The sequence below is a fragment of the Candidatus Pelagibacter sp. HIMB1493 genome (assembly GCF_052047995.1).
In the GTDB taxonomy this organism is placed as follows: domain Bacteria; phylum Pseudomonadota; class Alphaproteobacteria; order Pelagibacterales; family Pelagibacteraceae; genus Pelagibacter.
Genome location: NZ_JBNAIP010000001.1, coordinates 998566 through 1017429, shown reverse-complemented (window position 1 = coordinate 1017429; position 18864 = coordinate 998566). Strand labels below are relative to the sequence as shown.

Genomic DNA, 18864 nt, shown 5'->3' with positions numbered 1-18864 from the left:
TTACTTTTGTATTTGTTTTTCATAAAAACTTTTATAAAGATTAGAATTTTTAACCAAATCTTCGTGTTTTCCATTATCAATAATTTTTCCTTTATCAATCAAGTAAATATTATTAGAATTTAAAATGGTTGAAAGTCTATGAGCTATAACAACTGTTGTTTTATTTTTAGTTAAAATTTTTAAAGCTTCTTGAATTTTTGTTTCCGTTTCCGAGTCCAAGGATGAAGTTGCTTCGTCAAGAAGAATGATTGAACTATCTTTCATCATAGCTCTAGCAATTGAAAGCCTCTGTTTTTCTCCTCCAGATAATCTAACTCCATTTTCACCAATCATAGTTTCATATTTGTTTGGTAAATTATTTATAAATTCTTCACAAAAAGATAATTTTGAAACTTTATAAATCTCTTCATCAGTAGCGTGCTGTTTTGCATACTTAATATTATTCATGATAGTATCATCAAAAAGTGTAGTTTCTTGACTTACAAGAGAAATCTCACTTCTCAGACTCTTAATGCTTACATCATATATAGATTGACCGTCTATTGTAATATCTCCAGAAATTCTGTCATAAAATCTAGGAATTAAATTCATAATTGTAGATTTACCCGAACCACTATGCCCAACTAACGATGTCATTTTACCTCCTTCAAATTCTAAGCTTATTGAATTTAAAGTTTGTTCTCCTTGTTCTTCATAAGCAAAATTAACATTTGAAAATTTAATCTTTGAATTTTTTATCTTAAGAGCTTCTGAATTAATTTTATCTTTTATTTTATTTTGTTGATCAATTATTGGTAAAATTCTTGAGGCTGCAGATAAACCTTGATTTGCTACTAGGTTAAGTGTGGATAAAGCTCTTACAGGTTGATAAGCTAGCATCATCGCAGCTAAAAAAGAAAAAAAATTATTAATTTCCAGTTCACCCTTAGACATCAATAAACCTGAATAAAATATTAAAATTGCAATCATAATCCCTGTTAGTGTCTCCATTATTGGAGACATTCTCACAAAAACAGTTTGAATTTTTTGATTTTTTTCTTTTAGTTCAGTTAAAAATTTATCTGCTCTATTTTTTTCATATTCTTCTTTTTGGAAAATTTTTATCAGTTTATGGTTTTTAAATAATTCAACTAAATAAGTTGTGAGAAATCCTGATTTTTGTTGTGCTTCAGTAGTAACTTTACTGACTCTTTTACCTAAAATTTTAGCAGATACACTGGCCAAAGGTATCATAATTATTGAAATTAAAGCCAATTTCCAATTTTGCATAAACATCACAATCAACAAACCAATAAGGGTTAAAGAGTCTTTAAACAAAGTTAATATTGCATTACTTAGCAAGTTAGTAATATGAGTTACATCATAAGTAAGATTTGAAATAAATTTACCAGAGTGTTTCTTATCAATTATTTGTGTATCAGTTCCAACTAAATTGTTTACCATGTCGTATTGAAGTTTTTTTTTAATTGACTCTCCTACACCTATCATTGTTGCTTTTGCAAAATACAAAGACAAACCTTTAGTCGTAAAAGCAAATACAATCATCAATGGTATCAAAATTAACAATGATTGCTCTTTATCAATGAAAAGTTTTTTTATAGCAGGATCTAGAAGCCATGCGATGGATGATGTACTTCCTGCAACCAATATAGATAAAAATGCTGACAAAAAGATTTTATTTAAATAACTCTTTGAGTAATCCTCATACAATCTTTTATAAATTTCAGATTTCTTCATTAAAAGTTTTGAACAATTAAAATATTGATTAAAATTATTAGACCAAACAAATTGTTACTCTTAAAAGCCTTCAAACAACTCATAGGATCTTTAAGATTAAAAATTTTCATCTGGTAAAAAAATAAATGGATAATAGGTATTAAAAGTAAAAAATAATAAACATAATGAAATTCCATAAAAATACCTCCTATAAAAAATAGAACTATTAAAATGGAATAACATAAAAAAAGAAATTTTTTTGCACTTCCTTTAAACTTTATAGATGTTGATTTTAGCCCTATAATTTCGTCATCCTTAATATCCTGGAATCCATATATCGTGTCATAGCCTAATGTCCAAAATATGGCTCCAAAATAGAACAAGATAGGGATTATATTAATTTCAGCATTTATTGCTGTCCATCCAAGTATCAAACCATAATTGAAAGTAATACCTAAAAATAATTGAGGCCAATAAGTAAACCTCTTCATTAGAGGATATGTAAATGCAAGTGGCATTGAACCTAAAGCAAGAATTATAGTAAATACGTTAAAATTAATTAAAACTAAAAAAGCTAATAAGCAAAGAATAATTGAGTAAACAATTGCCAGCTTTACAGAAATTTTTCCTGAGGCTATCGGTCGATCCTTAGTCCTAAAAACTTTAGCATCAAATTTTCTATCTAAAATATCATTCACTATACAGCCAGCTGAACGCATGAGAACTGAACCAAGAAAAAATAATATTAAGTAAAAATAATAGTCATTCCAACTTGATGAAAAATCATAAGCTAAAGTTAGACCCCACGCACATGGCCAAAATAAAAGCATGTAGCCAATAGGTTTTTTTAATCTTGTTAATTCAATGAAAAGTTTAATTTGGTTCATAATATTTTACTTGTAAATAACAAAGGGTAGTTTCATAATCAAATTGATTCGTATGAACATAGATTACACAGTTACTGCACTAATGTTTCCAGCTATTCCATTACTCATGAGTGTTTATAGCAACAGATTTCACTCTCTAAGTATCTTAATTCGACAACTTCATGATGAGCATGTTTATGAAAAGCATATTCCACCTGAATGGAAGAAGCAGTTTATAAATTTAAGTGGCAGGATAACACTTCTTAGATGGACAATTTTATTTGCCTCATTTGGATTCCTATTTAATATGCTTACAGTATTTGCACTCTATTTAGATGAAGTATTTGCAGCTAGAGTAATATTTGGCTCATGTTGTTTATCCATGATTATATCAATTATTTTTTTTATAAGAGAAATTCAAATTTCAACGAATGCACTTAAACTCCATATGTCTGATATGGATGTAGATGTAAATTAGGGAAGTATTACTGCTGGACCAGTAAGAACTCTTGATTCTAAATCTTTGTGTGCTTGTGCAATATCTTTTAGAGAATATTTTTTTGAAATTTTTACTTTTACTTTTCCACTTGAAGCCATTTCAAAAACTTTATTAGCAGCTTCATCAAGCTCTTCTCTTGTTGTAGTGTACTGCATAATACTTGGTCTTGTTAAATAAAGTCCTTTTGGTTGAATTGATTTTGCAACATTAACTGGATCTAGAGGACCTGATGCGTTACCAAAAGAAACTAACATTCCTCTTAATTTTAAACATTCAATTGAACCATCAAAAGTATTTTTTCCAACTCCATCATAAACAACAGATAGTCCTTTTCCTTCGGTAATCTCTTTTACTTTTTCAGCAAAATTATCTTTGTTATAATTAATCACATGGTCGTAGCCATTTTGTTTTGCATTTTCTATTTTTTCATCTGAACCGACAGTACCAATAACATTGCATCCTAGACTTTTGGCCCATTGTCCAAATATTTGACCAACACCACCAGCTGCTGCATGGAATAAAATATCTTCACCTGATTTTACAGGATAAGTTTTATGTAAAAGATAAAAGGTAGTTATTCCTTTTGTCATTAATGTTGCTGCAGTTTCTAAGTCAACACTTTCAGGAACTGTAACTAAGTTTTTAGTTGGATAGTTCCTATGAGTTGAGTAAGCACCAAGAGGAGCTGCACAGTATGCAACTTTATCTCCAACTTTAAAATCTTTTACATCTGAACCAACTTTAGTTATTTCTCCAGCTCCCTCTAGACCTATTGGAGAGGGTAGAGTTAATGGATAAAGTCCTGATCGGTGATAGGTATCAATATAATTTAAACCAATTGCATGGTTTTTAATTGTTACTTCATCAGCTTTTGGTTCTTCTAGTTTAAGTTCTTTGTATTCTAAAACTTCTGGTCCACCTGCTTTTGATATTATTACTGAATTCATAATTTATTTTACAAATGTACCATTATGATAATCTTGTACAGCTTGCAAGATTTCTGCTTTAGTATTCATCACAAAAGGTCCTCCTCTTGCAATCTCCTCATTTATCGGTTTTCCAGAAATAACAAGAAATTTAGCATTTGTTTTTGCTTTTACTTTAAGCTCTTCACCTTTTGTTAATAATATTAAAGTACTATCCTTAACATTATCATGTTTTTCACTGCCAATTTCTATTTCGCCATTTATTAGATAAATAAATGTATTGTGAGTTGATAAAATATTAAAATTGAACTCTTTATCTTTCTTTAATTCTACATCAAAGTAAACTGGCTCTACATTATGACCTTTTACAGGTCCTTCAGCATTTTCAAATTTACCTGCAATAACTTTTACTTGTTTTTCATCATCTTTATGAACACTCATTTTATCAGCATCAATATAAATATACTCTGGCTTACTCATTTTTAATTTAGCAGGCATGTTAATCCATAATTGAAAGCCATGAAGCCTTCCTTCTTTCATAGCCGGCATTTCTGAATGAATAATTCCACTTCCTGTTTTCATCCACTGAACATCACCAGCAGTCATTCTACCTTCCCCACCGGTGCTATCTTTGTGTTCAAAATCTCCAGCCAACATATAAGTAACAGTTTCAATTCCACGATGTGGGTGGGGTGGAAAACCTGCAATATAATCTTCACTATTTTCAGATCCGAATTCATCTAGCATTAAGAAAGGATCAAAGTAATTTGGTTCAACACCAATACTTCTTTTTAATTTTACTCCCGCACCATCCGAAGCTGGAATAGGATCTATAATTTTTGATACTTCAATTGATTTCATGTGAGCTGATATAATTATCTACTTAGTTATATCAAGTAGATCATTTAAGTTTTTAATTTCATTTTGTGGTGAATAATCAAGTTTATCAAAGATATTATTGTTTCTATTTACCCATATAGAATTGTATCCATAGTTTCCTCCTCCAGATACATCCCAAGTATTTGCACTTAAAAAAGCAACTTCATTTTTTTCAATTTTATATTTTTTTATTGGCATATCATAAACTTTAGAGTCAGGCTTAAATACACCAACTTCTTCAATTGAAAAAATATCATCAAATAAATTGTCTAATTTATTAATACGTACTAATTCATTTAACAAAGAAGGTGTCCCATTGGAAAGTATTGCTAGTTTAAAATTTTTTTCTTTTAAAGATTTTAATACTTCTGGAACTTCTTCAAAAGGTGAGAGAATTTTGTATAGATTTAATAATTCTTCTCTCATTGAATTGTCTATTTTAAATACACTCATTGATTTATCCAAACTGTCTTCAGTGATCTGCCAAAAATCTTTATGTCTTTTCATTAAACTTCTAAGCCATGTGTATTCTAATTGTGTGGTTCTCCAATAATTTGCAAAAGCTTCCCACTTATCACCAATTTTGTCTTTACATTTTTCTGCTGCTGAATTTACATCGAATAAAGTACCGTAAGCATCAAAAATTATTGCTTTAATATTTTTCATAAACTAATTTAATAATATGAGTAACATTAGATTATATTTTTCTAAAAGTTTATCTAATAATTTAACTGATACACTTGATAAATCTCAATCACATTACGTAAACAAAGTAATGAGAGTTAAAGAAAATGAAATTTTTTCTTTATTTAACAGTAGTGGTGAATGGGAAGCAAAAATTTCAAATATCTCAAAAGGTATTGTTGAATTTAATGTTACAAAACAATTAAGACAAAAAGAAAATTCTAAAGAATTGTGGCTTGCTTTTTCTCCAATTAAATCAAATTACTTTAACTTTATGATTCAAAAAGCAACTGAGTTAGGTGTCACAAAGTTTATTCCAATAATATTTGATAGAACCATTGTTCGTAAGATAAATAAAGAGCGATTAGAGAAAGTAATTATTGAGGCATCAGAACAATCAAATAGAATTAATGTTCCAGATATTGAAGACCCAAAATCATTAGATGATTTTTTAAATAACAATAAAGTTGATTTAATTTTTACTGATCTAAATTCTGAAAATACCAAAATAGATTTAAAGAAGGTTACTGATAAACCTACATGTGTAATTATAGGTCCAGAAGGAGATTTTTCTGAAGAGGAAAGGGCTAAGATTCTAAAATTTAGCGGAGTGCAACCTTTGAAAATTAATGAGAATATATTGAGATCTGAAACAGCCGTAATTTCAGCTATATCGATCATAAAATATGCCATAAATTGATATTTTGTCGCGAAAACTAAAGTGTAATTTTTTTGAAGACGTTCTATATAGGGTTAAAAAAATGAAAAAAATTTTATTAACAATTCTTTCAATTTTAACTCCTGCAGTTGCATTTGCTAACCAGCCAAAAGATTGGCAATTAGGTTTTCAAAAAGCAGCTTCGGAATCTATGAGAGATATAGTTAATTTTCATGACAAATTGTTATTACCAATCATAATTGCGATAAGCGTTTTCGTTTTATTTTTGATGGTCTATGCATGTATCAGATTTAGAGCATCAGCAAATCCAGTTCCTTCAAAAAGAACTCACAATGTTGCTGTAGAAGTTTTATGGACATTAATTCCATGTTTAATTTTAATCGTGATGGCAGTTCCATCGTTTAAAATTTTATATAAACAAGATTCAATACCAAAAGCAGATGTAACAGTTAAGGCAATCGGTTATCAGTGGTACTGGGGATATGAGTATCCAGATGAAAATATTATTTTCGACTCTTACATGATTGAAGATAAAGATTTAAAAGAAAATCAGCCAAGATTATTAGCTGTAGATAATGAACTAGTTGTTCCAGTAAATAAAGTAATAAAAGTTTTAATTACTGCAAATGATGTTTTACACGCTTGGGCTTTACCATCTTTTGGAGTTAAAAGAGATGCAGTTCCTGGAAGAATAAATGAAACATGGTTTAAAGCAGAAGAAGTTGGAACTTATTATGGACAGTGTTCTGAGCTTTGTGGAATTAAACATGCTTTTATGCCGATTACAGTAAGAGTAGTTTCTGAAGAAGAATATCAAGAATGGCTTACTGGTGCTAAAATAAAATTTGCAAAAGAAATTAATGAAGAAGATCAATTTAAAAAACTAGCGAGTAAATAATATGTATATACAAACTGCATCACACGACGATCATCATACACCAACAGGTTGGAAACGTTGGGCGTATTCAACTAATCACAAAGATATCGGTACAATGTACCTTATATTTGCAATTGTTGCAGGTGTGATTGGAACTGCATTCTCAGTTTTAATGAGAATGGAATTGATGCATCCCGGTGATGGAATTTTGGGTGGAAACTATCATTTATACAATGTCTTAGTAACAGGTCATGGTTTAATCATGATCTTCTTTATGGTTATGCCAGCAATGATTGGTGGTTTTGGAAATTGGTTTGTACCAATCATGATTGGTGCGCCTGACATGGCATTTCCAAGAATGAATAACATTTCATTTTGGTTACTACCAACTTCATTCATTTTATTAATCATGTCTATATTTATGGATGGCCCTCCAGGTCAAACTGGAGTTGGTGGTGGATGGACAATCTATCCTCCATTATCATCTACGGCAGGACAACCTGGTCCAGCAATGGACTTTGCAATTTTAAGTTTACACTTAGCAGGAGCGTCTTCAATTTTAGGAGCAGTAAACTTTATCACTACAATTTTAAATATGAGAACTCCAGGCATGACACTGCATAAAATGCCTTTATTTGCTTGGTCAATTTTAGTTACAGCGTTTTTATTGCTTTTATCACTTCCAGTGTTAGCAGGTGCAATCACAATGCTATTAACGGATAGAAATTTTGGAACTGCGTTCTTTGATGCTCAAACAGGTGGAGATCCAGTATTATTCCAACACCTATTCTGGTTCTTTGGTCATCCTGAAGTTTACATTTTAATTTTACCAGGTTTTGGAATGATCAGTCATATTGTTTCAACATTCTCAAGAAAACCAGTATTTGGATATTTAGGAATGGCATATGCAATGGTAGCAATTGGAATAGTTGGTTTCGTTGTATGGGCTCACCATATGTATACAGTTGGTTTAAGCACAGATACCAAAGCTTATTTCTTGGCAGCTACGATGATCATTGCAGTCCCGACGGGGATTAAAATATTTTCTTGGATAGCAACTATGTGGGGTGGTTCAATATCATTTAAGACACCTATGGTTTGGGCTTTAGGATTTATATTTTTATTTACAGTCGGTGGAGTTACAGGTGTTGTTCTTGCAAATGCAGGTGTAGATACAGCAATGCATGATACTTACTATGTAGTAGCTCACTTCCACTATGTATTATCTTTAGGAGCGGTGTTCGCAATCTTTGCAGGCTTTTATTACTGGTTTGGAAAAATGAGTGGTTACGAGTATTCAGAATGGTTAGGTCAATTACACTTCTGGTTAACATTTATTGGTGTAAACTTAATTTTCTTCCCTCAACACTTCTTAGGTTTAGCGGGGATGCCTAGAAGATATGCAGATTATCCAGATGCATTTGCTGGTTGGAATTATATATCTTCAATTGGATCATATATTTCTGTAATTGGTTTAGGAGTATTTTTTGCAAATCTAATTTATGCATTTTATAAGAAAAAAGCTGCTGCTCAAAACCCTTGGGGTGAAGGAGCAACAACTTTAGAGTGGACAGTACCGTCTCCTCCAAATTTTCATACTTTTGATGAATTACCGAAGTTTGAAGACGAAGAGAGTGCAGAAAAATCTACTACTTAAAAAGTATTTAGATTTTTTGTCTAAAATTAAATGATTAAATCTAAGTTAAAAAATAGAAATTTAAGTCAAGAAGACGTTTTCAATTTCTCTGAGTTATTCAAACTCATGAAACCAAGAGTTATGTCTCTTGTAATTTTTACCTGTGCAGTTGGATTGTTGATGGCACCTAATATTATTCCAACTAAAGATGCCATCATTGGAATAATTTTAGTTTCTATTGGAGCAGGTGCTGCCGGAGCTTTGAATATGTGGTACGAGTCTGACTTAGATGCATTAATGACAAGAACTTGTCTAAGACCTATACCAACTGGAAAGGTTAATAAAAATCAAGCTTTGATTTTTGGTATCGCTTTATCAATATTTTCTGTTGTTGCTTTAGATTATTTTGCAAATACAGTTTCAGCAGCTTTATTGTTATTTACAATTTTGTTTTATGTGTTGGTTTATACCGTTTGGCTTAAAAGAAAAACGCCACAAAATATAGTTATTGGAGGCGCTGCAGGAGCATTACCTCCTGTAATTGGTTGGACTATAGCTACTAACTCACTTTCAATTGAGCCATTAACTTTCTTTCTAATTATCTTTTTTTGGACACCATCACATTTCTGGGCATTAAGTTTATATAAATCTGATGATTATAAAAAAGCAAATATACCAATGCTTCCATTGACTAATGGTGTTGAAAGCACAAAATTAAATATATTTGTTTATTCGTTAATAATGTTGCCAGTTATTGTTTTCCCATATGCAATTAATTTTGTTGGTCTAGTATTTTTAATTCCATCGTTAATTTTGACAATTTATTATAATTACTTATGTTTTGAACTTTACAAATTTAAGAAGAACAAGTTTGATGCAAAAAAAGCAAAAACAATTTTTGGATACTCCATATTATATTTGTTTTTAGTTTTTGTATTTTTCTTAATAGATAAAATTTTATGATAACACCCGATAAAAAAACAAAGAAAAAAAATATTATTACTGCTTTAGCAATTTTAGCTTTTATGGTTTTTTTGTTTGTTTTTACATTATATAACGTTGGCGTATTTGATAGGCAGATATGATTAAGAGCAAAACATTAACTCCATTACTTCTAGCAGGTATTTTTTGTTTAATGTTAGGTTTATCTTTCGCTGCAGTGCCCTTATATGATCTTTTTTGTCGTGTAACTGGCTTTGGAGGAACAACCCAAGTATCTAAAGAAGCTCCGAAAATAGTTTTAGATAAAGTTGTGAGTGTAAGATTTGATACGAATGTAAACAATCTTACTTGGGATTTTAAGGCTAAATCAAATGTAATTGATGTTAAGGTTGGTCAGGTAAATAGAATTGAGTTTGAGGTTGAGAACTATGGAGATGAAACAACCTATGGAGTTGCTAGTTTCAATGTTTCGCCTGCAAGTTTTGGTAAATATTATAGTAAATTAGGCTGTTTTTGCTTCGAAAAACAGGAACTTAAGGCAGGTGAGAAGGCAACTTATATTATGACTTTTTATTTGGACCCAGAACTGGTAAATGATCCAACAGTTAAAAACTTACAGGATGTAACTATGTCGTATACTTTTTTCTCGACAGATTATTATAAACAATCATAATTAAAAAAATATGTCAGCTGAAAAAAAACATGATTATCACTTAGTAGACCCAAGTCCTTGGCCTATATTCACATCTTTTGCATGCTTGGTACTAGCTATTGGAGCAATTTTTTACATGCACAATGACGTATCTTGGGGAATGTATTTAGGATTAGCTCTTGTAATTTATGCAGCTTATATGTGGTTCAGAGATGTTGTGATTGAAGCTGAACATCAAGGTCACCACACTCCAGTTGTTCAAATCCATCATAGATATGGAATGACGTTATTTATTGCTTCTGAAGTTATGTTTTTCGTTGCATGGTTTTGGGCATATTTTGATATAAGTTTGTTCCCAAATGAGTTTGTTGGAAATGTTTGGCCTCCACAAGACATTGAAACTTTTGATCCATGGGACATTCCATTAATCAATACACTAGTTTTATTATTATCAGGTACTACAGTAACTTGGGCTCACCACTCTTTATTAGAAGACGATAGAAAGGGATTTATTCAAGGATTAACAGCAACTGTTGCACTAGGCTTCTTTTTTACTTTATTACAGGCTTACGAATATCATCATGCTACATTTGATTATTCAGGACATATTTATGGTGCAGTATTTTATATGGCAACAGGTTTTCACGGTTTCCACGTAATTGTTGGAACAATCTTTCTTGCTGTTTGTTTATGGAGAGGAAGATTGGGTCACTTTACGAAAGAACACCACTTTGGTTTTGAGGCAGCTGCTTGGTACTGGCACTTTGTTGATGTTGTTTGGTTATTCTTGTTTGCAGCTATCTACGTTTGGGGAAGTTAATATTTAATCCTTGAAGAATAAGCTTCTATTTTCAGTTTTTGTTTATTTTATAATTTTAGTTTTGTTGTCATTGGGTTTTTGGCAATTGTATAGATTGAGTTGGAAATTAGACCTAATCAATCAAATTGAAAATTCTTTAAAGATTGAACCTGTTGAACTTCAAAATGTAGAAAAAAAAAATTATTTAAGAATAAAAACATCAGGACAAATTGATTTTGAAAAACAAATTTATCTCTATAATCTTAACGAAACTGGTAAACCTGGATTTGAAGTTATTAACCCAATTAAAATAGGAAATGAAGATTATTTAATTAATAGAGGTTGGATATCTTTTAACCAAAAAAATAAACCAGAGATTAACGTTGTTGATCAAAAAAATATTATTGGTACTTTAATGCTTCAATCAAAATCAAGCTCATTCAAACCTAAGAATGAAGTAGATAAAAATTATTGGTTCACACTAGATCGGGAAGATATTTTGAAATTTACAGGAAAAAACTTTTCAAATTATATTATTTATTTAAACGGTAACTATGAAAACCCAAGGCCGAGAGTTATTACTGCTAAAATTTCAAACAATCACAAAAAGTACGCAATTACTTGGTTTTCGATGGCGATTTCAATCCTTTTAATATATCTATATTTTAGAAAAAAAAATTATTAAATGAGATACGTCAGCACTAGAGATACTTCTAAAACTTACGAATTTAAGGATGTTTTTATCAAAGGTCTTGCTGATGATGGGGGACTGTTCATTCCCAGCTCACTTCCAAACTATAGTAAAAAAGAAATTCAAGAATTGAGATCACTTAATTATTCAGATTTAGCAAAAAAAATTATTTTTCCTTTTATAGGTAATTTTATGGATAAAGATGAATTGTCTAAAATAATTGATAAATCTTATTCTGTCTTTAGGAGAGAAAATGTAATTGATTTCATAAAAATAGGAGATCGATCAGTCTTAGAGTTATTTCATGGCCCAACACTAGCCTTTAAGGATGTTGCTATGCAACTTCTTGGAAATTTTTATGAATTTTATTTAAGGAAGCAAAAAGAAAAAATTAATATTGTAGTTGCCACATCTGGTGATACAGGGGCAGCAGCTATAGATGCAATAAAAGGAAAAGAAAATTTAAATATTTTTGTACTACATCCTGATAATCGAGTTTCTTCTGTTCAGCGAAAAATCATGACTACTGGAAAACATGAAAATGTATTTAATATCGCTATTAAAGGAAATTTTGATGACTGCCAAAACTTAGTTAAATCAATGTTTTCTGACACAAAATTTTCTCAAGATATTAATATGTCAGGTGTAAATTCAATAAACTGGGCAAGAATTATTGCTCAATGTGTTTATTATTTTTACAGCTATTATTTGATTGAAGATCATACTAAACCTACTAATTTTTCTGTTCCCACTGGGAATTTTGGAGATGTATACGCAGGTTATTTAGCCAAAAAAATGGGTTTGCCCATTAATAAATTGATTGTTGCAACAAATCAAAATGACATTCTCCATAGAGCTATTTCAAACGGTAATTACGAGGCTGAGACTGTTTCCGAGACTATTTCTCCTAGCATGGATATACAGATTGCAAGTAACTTTGAGAGACTTATTTTTGATTTGAATGATAAGAATTCAGAACAAACATCAAAAGACATGATGAAAATTAAATATGAAGGAAAATATTCAATTGATAAAGAAAAGTTAAATTTAATTAATCAAGATTTCTTATCAGCAAGAATGAGTGAGACTGAAACACTTGATATTATTAAGTCTGTTTATCAAGAATTTAATATTGTTTTAGACCCTCATACTGCAATTGGTTATGGAGCTTTTGATAAACATAATCTCAATGGTAATAATATTGTGCTTGCAACAGCACATCCTTGTAAGTTTCCTGATGCAATTAAAAGTGCTATAAATATTAAAGCTGAGTTACCAAATGAACTTCAATTTATATTAAATGAGAAAGAAAATTATTATATTCTTGAAAATGATATTGAAAAAGTAAAAGAACATATTAAAGATAGATCCAAATGAAAATAAAAGAAAACGATAACCTACCAAATTCAGAAATTTTTGTTCTTCAAGATGGAGAGCCTGTAAAAAAAAATATAGAAGATTTTTTTAAAGACAAAAAAGTTGTAATATTTGGACTACCTGGGGCATATACTTCTGTATGTTCTGCTAAACATTTGCCAGGGTATATTAAGATGCATGATCAATATAAAGAAAAAGGTATTGATCATATAATTTGTATTTCAGTAAATGATCCCTTTGTGATGAATGCTTGGGGTAAACAAAATGATGTAGGTGAAAAAATTGTTATGATGGGTGATCCATTTCTTAATTTCACAAAAGAAATTGGTGCAGATGTTGATAAAAGTGGCAGAGGGTTAGGAATTAGATCTAATAGATACACGATGTTTGTTGATAACATGAAGGTTATTAAACTTCAGGAAGAAGCAGATACAGGATCTTGTGAAATCTCAGCAGCAGAAAATTTCTTTAAATTAATCTAGACTTGCAGCTTTTTTAGCTAATAAATCAACTTCTTCATTTAGTGGATTTCCAGCATGAGCTTTAACCCAGTTCCACTTAATCTTAGAATTATTATTCAAATCATGTAATTGAACCCATAAATCTTTATTTTTAACATCTTCTTTACTAGATGTTTTCCAATTATTTTTAATCCAATTGTGGATCCAATCAGTAATTCCATTTTTAACATATTTAGAATCTGTGTAGATTTCTATCAAATCTTCAGAATTTACCTCTTTTAATGCATTGATTGTCGCCATTAATTCCATTCTATTATTTGTTGTATCTTTTTCACTTCCACTTATTTTTTTCACTTCATTATCAGTACATATTATTGCTGCCCATCCACCATTTCCTGGATTTTTTAAACATGAGCCATCTGTATAAATTTTAATCATTAAATCAAATAATCTTTAAAACTATTCAAATTGTTATGGGTAATAAGTTTTTGATAATATTCGTTCGGATCCTTAATTTTGATTAATGCTGTTTTTGGAGTATTTGTATAATCATATAGTCTAGTTAACAGATATCTAAGGGCAGCACCTCTACACAAAATATTTAAATTGTTTTTTTCATTTAATTTAATTTTCTTAACACTGTTGTATCCCTTGATTAATTTATCAACTTTCTTCTTATTAATTACAAATTTTTTATTTTTTTCATCAAAACATAGTGCATTAATACAGATTGCTATTTCATACATGTAGTAATCGTTAGCAGCAAAGTAAAAGTCTATAATTCCCGACAGCTTATTTTTATTAAAAAAAATATTATCTACGAATAAATCACCATGAATAATCCCAGAAGGAAGTTTTTTTGGCCAAATTTTTTTAATATCATTAAAATTATTAAATAAAAATTTTTTCAAATTTGATCCTTTATTTGATTTAAATTTAATACTCTGGAGTAAAGGTTTTAAATATTTTACACCCATTGAATTTTTTCTAGTAAATTGTATCTTCTTAGTAACCAGATGCATTTTAGCTATTGCTTTTCCAATAGCATAGCAGTCACTTTCGTTAACTTTCTTTTTATCTTTTCCATTCAAGAAAGTGACAATACAAGCTGTTTTATTTTTTAGTTTAATTAAATAATTTTTGTCTTTAGTTTTAAGTGGTCTTGGGCAAATAATTTTTGAATCATTTAAATGATCCATTAATTTCATAAAAAAAGGTATCTCTTTTGGAAGAACTCTCTTCTCAAAAATTGTGAGAATAAACTTTTTATTTTTGGATTTTAAAACGTAATTTGTATTTTCAATTCCTTTAGTAATTCCCTGGAAACTTAAAATTTTTTCAATATTAAACTTGTTGTTTATTATATCGATATCACTCTGATTTATTTTTGTATATACAGCCATTTAATTTAATTTGTTAGGAACTTTAAAGACCACATTTTCTTTTATAATTTCTACTTCCTCAACATTTATAGAAAATTTTTTTTTTAATTCATTAATAAAATCTTCTACAAGAATTTCAGGTGCTGATGCTCCTGATGATATACCAATAGTATTTGAATTCTCTATTTGATCAAAAGGAATTTCACTTTCAGAATGAAAAAGTTGTGAATTTTGACAACCTGATTTTTTTGCTACTTCAACAAGTCTAACTGAATTTGAAGAGTTTCTACTACCTATTACAAAAAACATATCACACTCTTTTGCAATATTTTTTACTGCCATTTGTCTATTAGTTGTTGCATAACAAATATCCTCTTTTGCTGGCTCTTTAATGTTTGTAAATCTATCTTTCAAAATCTTTATTATTTCTTTAGTGTCATCAACGGATAGTGTTGTTTGAGTTATAAAAGCCAATTTTTCTTTATGATTGGTTTTATACTCCATTGCTTCAGCTTCATTTTGAACCAAATCAATAGATCCTTTAGGTAATTGGCCCATAGTGCCTATTACTTCTGGATGGTTCTCATGTCCAATCAAAATAATATGATAACCAGCTTTATTTAAGTTTTCCGCTTCTCTATGAACTTTAGAAACTAGTGGACAAGTAGCATCTACATAAGTCATTTTATAATTTTCAGCATCTTCTGGTATTTTTTTTGGAACACCGTGCGCAGAAAAAATAACAGGTCTAGATTTGTCATTAATTTCCTCTAATTCTTCAACAAAGATAGCACCTTTATTTTTTAAATTATCAACAACATGCTTGTTATGAACGATTTCGTGTCTAACATAAACTGGCGATCCATATTTTTGAATAGATTTTTCTACAATCTCTATAGCTCTCTCAACACCAGCACAAAAACCTCTTGGAGCAGAAAGTAAAATTTTAATTTGTTTGTTTTTCATTTTTCTCTAAAAAATATTCCAGCAATATATGTGGAAAGGTTAAAGACGCCAAACCAATAAAAATTAGTTTTAAGATTGCATCATCTATATAATTAACCTCATTTAATAATAATAATACAATTATTGAAACCAAGATTGTTAAAAGTGTAAGTGGTAAAGCCTTTAAAATAAATAATTTTAGTCCATTTTGGAGATTGTTTTCATCAAGGTCTATCGCAAGTGAAATAGAGTGCCTCACAGAATGTAAAAAACAAAAATAAATTGTAAAAGCTACTAAAGGAGTAAAGTAGTAATTTAAAATTATAATTGAGAAATAATCAAAAAAAATAGTGAATTTTTTTAATTCAAACTTATCAATAAATAAAAATATACTTGATAATGAACTCAAAATAATTGATATCTCGATTATCTTTTTTTCTTCTAAAAATTCCAAGAATAAATAAAAATTTTCATTAACAACAAGTAATGATTTGAATATTTTTACAGTATCATCAAAATGAAAAAAAAGCGGGGCAAGAATTATGAGTGATCCTTTTAAAAAGTATAATATTTGAATTAAGTAAGATTTTTTGTTTATTAAAAATTGTGTATCTTCTTTACCAAAATGAAATGATGCCACTATAAGAAAAACTAACAGTGTGGTTGCAGGTAAGAGTGACCAAATAATAATGACACAAACTGCTATAAAAATATAGAAAATATAGAAAATATATATTCTTTCAAAATTAAATAATTTAAGAAGTTTTTTACCTTTAATATTATCTAATGCACCGTGAGAAACTCCAATAGTTAAAATTAAAAATAAGCAAATTGATGATGAAATATCTAAATAATTTAATCTAAACATCACAACAGAAAATAGATTAATTAACAAAAAAAATATAAATGAATGATTAAGGTTAATTTTTTTAATTAATTGATTAGTCATTTAAAATAATTCTTTTAAAAATTTCCATTTAGGCATTTTTAAAATTATTTCTAAATCTTCAAAAAAATTACTTTTATTAGATAAGAAATTAATAGCAGTCTTAGGTGAACTATTGAACATTTTAAAGAAAATTTCCCCCATATCTGAAGAGTTATTTCTTAAAACTTTCAAAAAAATATTGTCCAAAAAATCATATTTTTTTTTAATTTTAAACAATTTAGCTTTAGAAATATTATCAATGTTTTCTGCTATATATTTGCTGTGTTCCTGAATATTTAAAAAAGTATAACCCGTGCTTAATCTTGTCATATCACCGGCTGATCCAATATATATTTCATTTAATTTTTTTAGATTTTTATTTCTAAATAAAGGTATAGAGCCCTCTTCTTTAAAATTGATTTTATAATTTTTGATATTTAAATGGTTTTTTAAGTATTGATCTATTTGACTATCATAATCTTTTATATTTTCATTACTTAAATTTGATATCCAGGTAGTCTCCACAAGTGCACTTTTTTTTGAAAAAGGTAAAGTATAAAAAAAATGAACCTCATTTTTTTGATCACATGCAAAATCCATTAAGTTAAATATTTGGTCATCAAAAAAATCTTTTTCAGTTTCAATTTCTACACCACAAAAATGTTGCCACAAACTATTTGGCTTCTTTTCAAAATTTGGAACGCTGTTAAAAATTATTGAATTTGATATTTCAATATCATTAATATTCTTAAAAAATTTTATATTTTCATTTAATTTAAGTTTTGAAAGAATTTTGTCATAAAATTTTCCAGTATCTATAGATTGGTAAGGTGTTAGTTTACAATCAATAAACTTTGTATCATTAGGAATGTTTATAGAAAAATTATCCCAACTTTTTTTTACACAATCATCAAAATTATGTGGAAATACTTTCCAAAATGACCAAGTTTTATCTCTTTTATATTCATCCCTAGGCTCAATTATAGCCAAAGATTTATTTTTTAATTTATCAGAAATTTCAAGTTCATAAGCCAAAGACAAACCTGCACAACCGCCACCGATAATTATGTAATCAAAATCTTTCATTTAAATTTATCTCTTCATTAATTAATGAATGATCATGTTCAATGTTATTATCATTTTTATTTGTAAATGTTAAAATTATTAAGTCAAAAATTGATAAAAAAGTTTCAATAATTTTTTCAATTTTTGTTACATAAATTTTTCCAGAATTTTTATAATTTTCTAAATTATTTTTATTAATTATTTTGTGTCCAATTTTTCTGTAGACTCGTCTTGCAACTAAAATAGAGAATCTGAAACTTAAAGGTATTTCTTTAATTGAGTAAAAAGAATTTTCATAAAATTTTTCAGATAAAGAAATGGTAGATTTGATATCTTTGAAATTTTCATTGATATAAATTCTTTTATTATTTTTATCTTCAATTACGTCTCTTGAAATATTGGTAAGCTGCATTGCTATTCCAAGATCGATTGCTGATTTCAAGGAATTTGTCTTATTAACTTTTAAAACTTTTGCCATCATTAAACCAACTGTACCTGCTACTCTATAAGAGTAAATTAATAACTCCTTTTTTGATTTTAATTCTACTCTTTCTTTAATATCTGAATTAATCCCATCAAATAAATCATTAATTACTTTTGTTGAAATACTAAATTCATCTATAAGTGCCCAAATATTTTTAATAACAATGTTTTGAAAGTTTTTATTTAAAAAATCTTTCTTAAATTTTTCAAATTTAATTATTTTGTCTTCTAATTTTCCTGGATCATCTGCAATATTATCCGCTTCTCTACAAAAATCATAAAGCGCAGAACATTTATCATAAGTTTTTTTTGGTAAAAAAAAACCAGCCCAATTAAATGATTTTGCATATGTTGCTAAATAATTTTTAGTTAACATT

The 18864-nt window shown here is 28.8% G+C and carries 21 protein-coding genes; 10 read left to right on the top strand and 11 right to left on the bottom strand.

The features are described 5' to 3' along the window. Entirely contained in the window at positions 1-1737 is a 1737-nt protein-coding gene (locus ACTTBK_RS05405) for an ABC transporter ATP-binding protein (protein WP_440618973.1), read from the bottom strand. Continuing rightward, positions 1737-2603: a 4-hydroxybenzoate octaprenyltransferase gene (ubiA, locus tag ACTTBK_RS05400; protein ID WP_440618972.1), complete on the bottom strand. Its 867-nt coding sequence runs from the start codon at positions 2601-2603 to the stop codon at positions 1737-1739. Before ubiA ends, ACTTBK_RS05405 begins: the two co-directional genes overlap by 1 nt. Before the next feature lie 52 nt (positions 2604-2655). On the opposite strand from ubiA, the gene ACTTBK_RS05395 reads away from it, so the two are divergent. Next, the gene (locus ACTTBK_RS05395) at positions 2656-3060 is read left to right on the top strand and encodes a DUF2721 domain-containing protein (RefSeq protein ID WP_075506429.1); all 405 of its coding nucleotides are present in this window, start codon (positions 2656-2658) and stop codon (positions 3058-3060) included. Here the strand turns inward: ACTTBK_RS05395 and ACTTBK_RS05390 are convergent. Genes ACTTBK_RS05390 through ACTTBK_RS05380 form a run of 3 tightly spaced genes read right to left on the bottom strand, consistent with a single transcriptional unit; the run spans position 3057 to position 5552 of the window. Next, the gene (locus ACTTBK_RS05390; protein ID WP_440618971.1) at positions 3057-4028 is read right to left on the bottom strand and encodes a quinone oxidoreductase family protein; all 972 of its coding nucleotides are present in this window, start codon (positions 4026-4028) and stop codon (positions 3057-3059) included. The genes ACTTBK_RS05395 and ACTTBK_RS05390 overlap by 4 nt on opposite strands. 3 nt (positions 4029-4031) lie before the next feature. Next, positions 4032-4868: a pirin family protein gene (locus tag ACTTBK_RS05385; RefSeq protein WP_440618969.1), complete on the bottom strand. Its 837-nt coding sequence runs from the start codon at positions 4866-4868 to the stop codon at positions 4032-4034. Between the two features lie 18 nt (positions 4869-4886). Beyond that, the gene (locus ACTTBK_RS05380; protein ID WP_440618968.1) at positions 4887-5552 is read right to left on the bottom strand and encodes a haloacid dehalogenase type II; all 666 of its coding nucleotides are present in this window, start codon (positions 5550-5552) and stop codon (positions 4887-4889) included. A gap of 16 nt (positions 5553-5568) precedes the next feature. Between ACTTBK_RS05380 and ACTTBK_RS05375 the strand changes: the two genes are divergently transcribed. The 9 genes from ACTTBK_RS05375 to ACTTBK_RS05335 all read left to right on the top strand — a co-directional run bounded on the left by ACTTBK_RS05375 (position 5569) and on the right by ACTTBK_RS05335 (position 13705). Next, a complete protein-coding gene (locus ACTTBK_RS05375) occupies positions 5569-6270 on the top strand; it encodes an RsmE family RNA methyltransferase (RefSeq protein WP_440618967.1) in 702 nt (233 codons plus the stop codon). 61 nt (positions 6271-6331) lie between these two features. Further along, entirely contained in the window at positions 6332-7147 is an 816-nt protein-coding gene (gene coxB / locus ACTTBK_RS05370; protein ID WP_440618966.1) for a cytochrome c oxidase subunit II, read from the top strand. A gap of 1 nt (position 7148) precedes the next feature. Beyond that, entirely contained in the window at positions 7149-8783 is a 1635-nt protein-coding gene (gene ctaD / locus ACTTBK_RS05365) for a cytochrome c oxidase subunit I (protein ID WP_440618964.1), read from the top strand. Positions 8784-8813: 30 nt separating this feature from the next. After that, entirely contained in the window at positions 8814-9725 is a 912-nt protein-coding gene (gene cyoE, locus ACTTBK_RS05360) for a heme o synthase (RefSeq protein ID WP_440618962.1), read from the top strand. Positions 9726-9843: 118 nt separating this feature from the next. Further along, entirely contained in the window at positions 9844-10377 is a 534-nt protein-coding gene (locus ACTTBK_RS05355; RefSeq protein ID WP_256998103.1) for a cytochrome c oxidase assembly protein, read from the top strand. A gap of 10 nt (positions 10378-10387) precedes the next feature. Further along, positions 10388-11176: a cytochrome c oxidase subunit 3 gene (locus tag ACTTBK_RS05350; protein ID WP_075506420.1), complete on the top strand. Its 789-nt coding sequence runs from the start codon at positions 10388-10390 to the stop codon at positions 11174-11176. A gap of 10 nt (positions 11177-11186) precedes the next feature. Beyond that, positions 11187-11840 (top strand): SURF1 family protein, encoded by a 654-nt coding sequence (locus ACTTBK_RS05345; protein WP_440618961.1) that lies wholly within the window; start codon positions 11187-11189, stop codon positions 11838-11840. Further along, positions 11841-13223 (top strand): threonine synthase, encoded by a 1383-nt coding sequence (gene thrC, locus ACTTBK_RS05340; protein ID WP_440618960.1) that lies wholly within the window; start codon positions 11841-11843, stop codon positions 13221-13223. Next, positions 13220-13705, top strand: coding sequence for a peroxiredoxin (locus tag ACTTBK_RS05335; RefSeq protein ID WP_440618959.1), 486 nt, complete (start codon positions 13220-13222; stop codon positions 13703-13705). Before thrC ends, ACTTBK_RS05335 begins: the two co-directional genes overlap by 4 nt. Here ACTTBK_RS05335 and rnhA read toward each other — a convergent pair. The 6 genes from rnhA to ACTTBK_RS05305 are packed head-to-tail and all read right to left on the bottom strand — an operon-like array spanning position 13697 to position 18863. Then, entirely contained in the window at positions 13697-14122 is a 426-nt protein-coding gene (gene rnhA, locus ACTTBK_RS05330; RefSeq protein ID WP_440618958.1) for a ribonuclease HI, read from the bottom strand. The genes ACTTBK_RS05335 and rnhA overlap by 9 nt on opposite strands. Next, positions 14122-15087 (bottom strand): homoserine kinase, encoded by a 966-nt coding sequence (locus ACTTBK_RS05325; protein ID WP_440618957.1) that lies wholly within the window; start codon positions 15085-15087, stop codon positions 14122-14124. Before ACTTBK_RS05325 ends, rnhA begins: the two co-directional genes overlap by 1 nt. Then, positions 15088-16032 (bottom strand): 4-hydroxy-3-methylbut-2-enyl diphosphate reductase, encoded by a 945-nt coding sequence (ispH, locus tag ACTTBK_RS05320; RefSeq protein WP_440618956.1) that lies wholly within the window; start codon positions 16030-16032, stop codon positions 15088-15090. Next, on the bottom strand, positions 16013-16960 hold the full coding sequence (locus tag ACTTBK_RS05315; RefSeq protein WP_440618955.1) for a Brp/Blh family beta-carotene 15,15'-dioxygenase: 948 nt from the start codon (positions 16958-16960) through the stop codon (positions 16013-16015). Before ACTTBK_RS05315 ends, ispH begins: the two co-directional genes overlap by 20 nt. Beyond that, a complete protein-coding gene (locus ACTTBK_RS05310) occupies positions 16961-18025 on the bottom strand; it encodes a lycopene cyclase family protein (RefSeq protein ID WP_440618954.1) in 1065 nt (354 codons plus the stop codon). Beyond that, positions 18012-18863 carry a phytoene/squalene synthase family protein gene (locus ACTTBK_RS05305; protein ID WP_440618953.1) on the bottom strand — a complete coding sequence of 284 codons (852 nt, stop codon included), beginning with the start codon at positions 18861-18863 and terminating at the stop codon, positions 18012-18014. Before ACTTBK_RS05305 ends, ACTTBK_RS05310 begins: the two co-directional genes overlap by 14 nt. Position 18864: the final 1 nt, after the last annotated feature.

Bases quoted from the DNA above. Each gene is read 5' to 3' on its own strand.
- ACTTBK_RS05405 (WP_440618973.1), bottom strand. From the start codon at position 1,737: ATGAAGAAATCTGAAATTTATAAAAGATTGTATGAGGATTACTCAAAG.
- ubiA (WP_440618972.1), bottom strand. From the start codon at position 2,603: ATGAACCAAATTAAACTTTTCATTGAATTAACAAGATTAAAAAAACCT.
- ACTTBK_RS05395 (WP_075506429.1), top strand. From the start codon at position 2,656: ATGAACATAGATTACACAGTTACTGCACTAATGTTTCCAGCTATTCCA.
- ACTTBK_RS05390 (WP_440618971.1), bottom strand. From the start codon at position 4,028: ATGAATTCAGTAATAATATCAAAAGCAGGTGGACCAGAAGTTTTAGAA.
- ACTTBK_RS05385 (WP_440618969.1), bottom strand. From the start codon at position 4,868: ATGAAATCAATTGAAGTATCAAAAATTATAGATCCTATTCCAGCTTCG.
- ACTTBK_RS05380 (WP_440618968.1), bottom strand. From the start codon at position 5,552: ATGAAAAATATTAAAGCAATAATTTTTGATGCTTACGGTACTTTATTC.
- ACTTBK_RS05375 (WP_440618967.1), top strand. From the start codon at position 5,569: ATGAGTAACATTAGATTATATTTTTCTAAAAGTTTATCTAATAATTTA.
- coxB (WP_440618966.1), top strand. From the start codon at position 6,332: ATGAAAAAAATTTTATTAACAATTCTTTCAATTTTAACTCCTGCAGTT.
- ctaD (WP_440618964.1), top strand. From the start codon at position 7,149: ATGTATATACAAACTGCATCACACGACGATCATCATACACCAACAGGT.
- cyoE (WP_440618962.1), top strand. From the start codon at position 8,814: ATGATTAAATCTAAGTTAAAAAATAGAAATTTAAGTCAAGAAGACGTT.
- ACTTBK_RS05355 (WP_256998103.1), top strand. From the start codon at position 9,844: ATGATTAAGAGCAAAACATTAACTCCATTACTTCTAGCAGGTATTTTT.
- ACTTBK_RS05350 (WP_075506420.1), top strand. From the start codon at position 10,388: ATGTCAGCTGAAAAAAAACATGATTATCACTTAGTAGACCCAAGTCCT.
- thrC (WP_440618960.1), top strand. From the start codon at position 11,841: ATGAGATACGTCAGCACTAGAGATACTTCTAAAACTTACGAATTTAAG.
- ACTTBK_RS05335 (WP_440618959.1), top strand. From the start codon at position 13,220: ATGAAAATAAAAGAAAACGATAACCTACCAAATTCAGAAATTTTTGTT.
- rnhA (WP_440618958.1), bottom strand. From the start codon at position 14,122: ATGATTAAAATTTATACAGATGGCTCATGTTTAAAAAATCCAGGAAAT.
- ACTTBK_RS05325 (WP_440618957.1), bottom strand. From the start codon at position 15,087: ATGGCTGTATATACAAAAATAAATCAGAGTGATATCGATATAATAAAC.
- ispH (WP_440618956.1), bottom strand. From the start codon at position 16,032: ATGAAAAACAAACAAATTAAAATTTTACTTTCTGCTCCAAGAGGTTTT.
- ACTTBK_RS05315 (WP_440618955.1), bottom strand. From the start codon at position 16,960: ATGACTAATCAATTAATTAAAAAAATTAACCTTAATCATTCATTTATA.
- ACTTBK_RS05310 (WP_440618954.1), bottom strand. From the start codon at position 18,025: ATGAAAGATTTTGATTACATAATTATCGGTGGCGGTTGTGCAGGTTTG.
- ACTTBK_RS05305 (WP_440618953.1), bottom strand. From the start codon at position 18,863: ATGTTAACTAAAAATTATTTAGCAACATATGCAAAATCATTTAATTGG.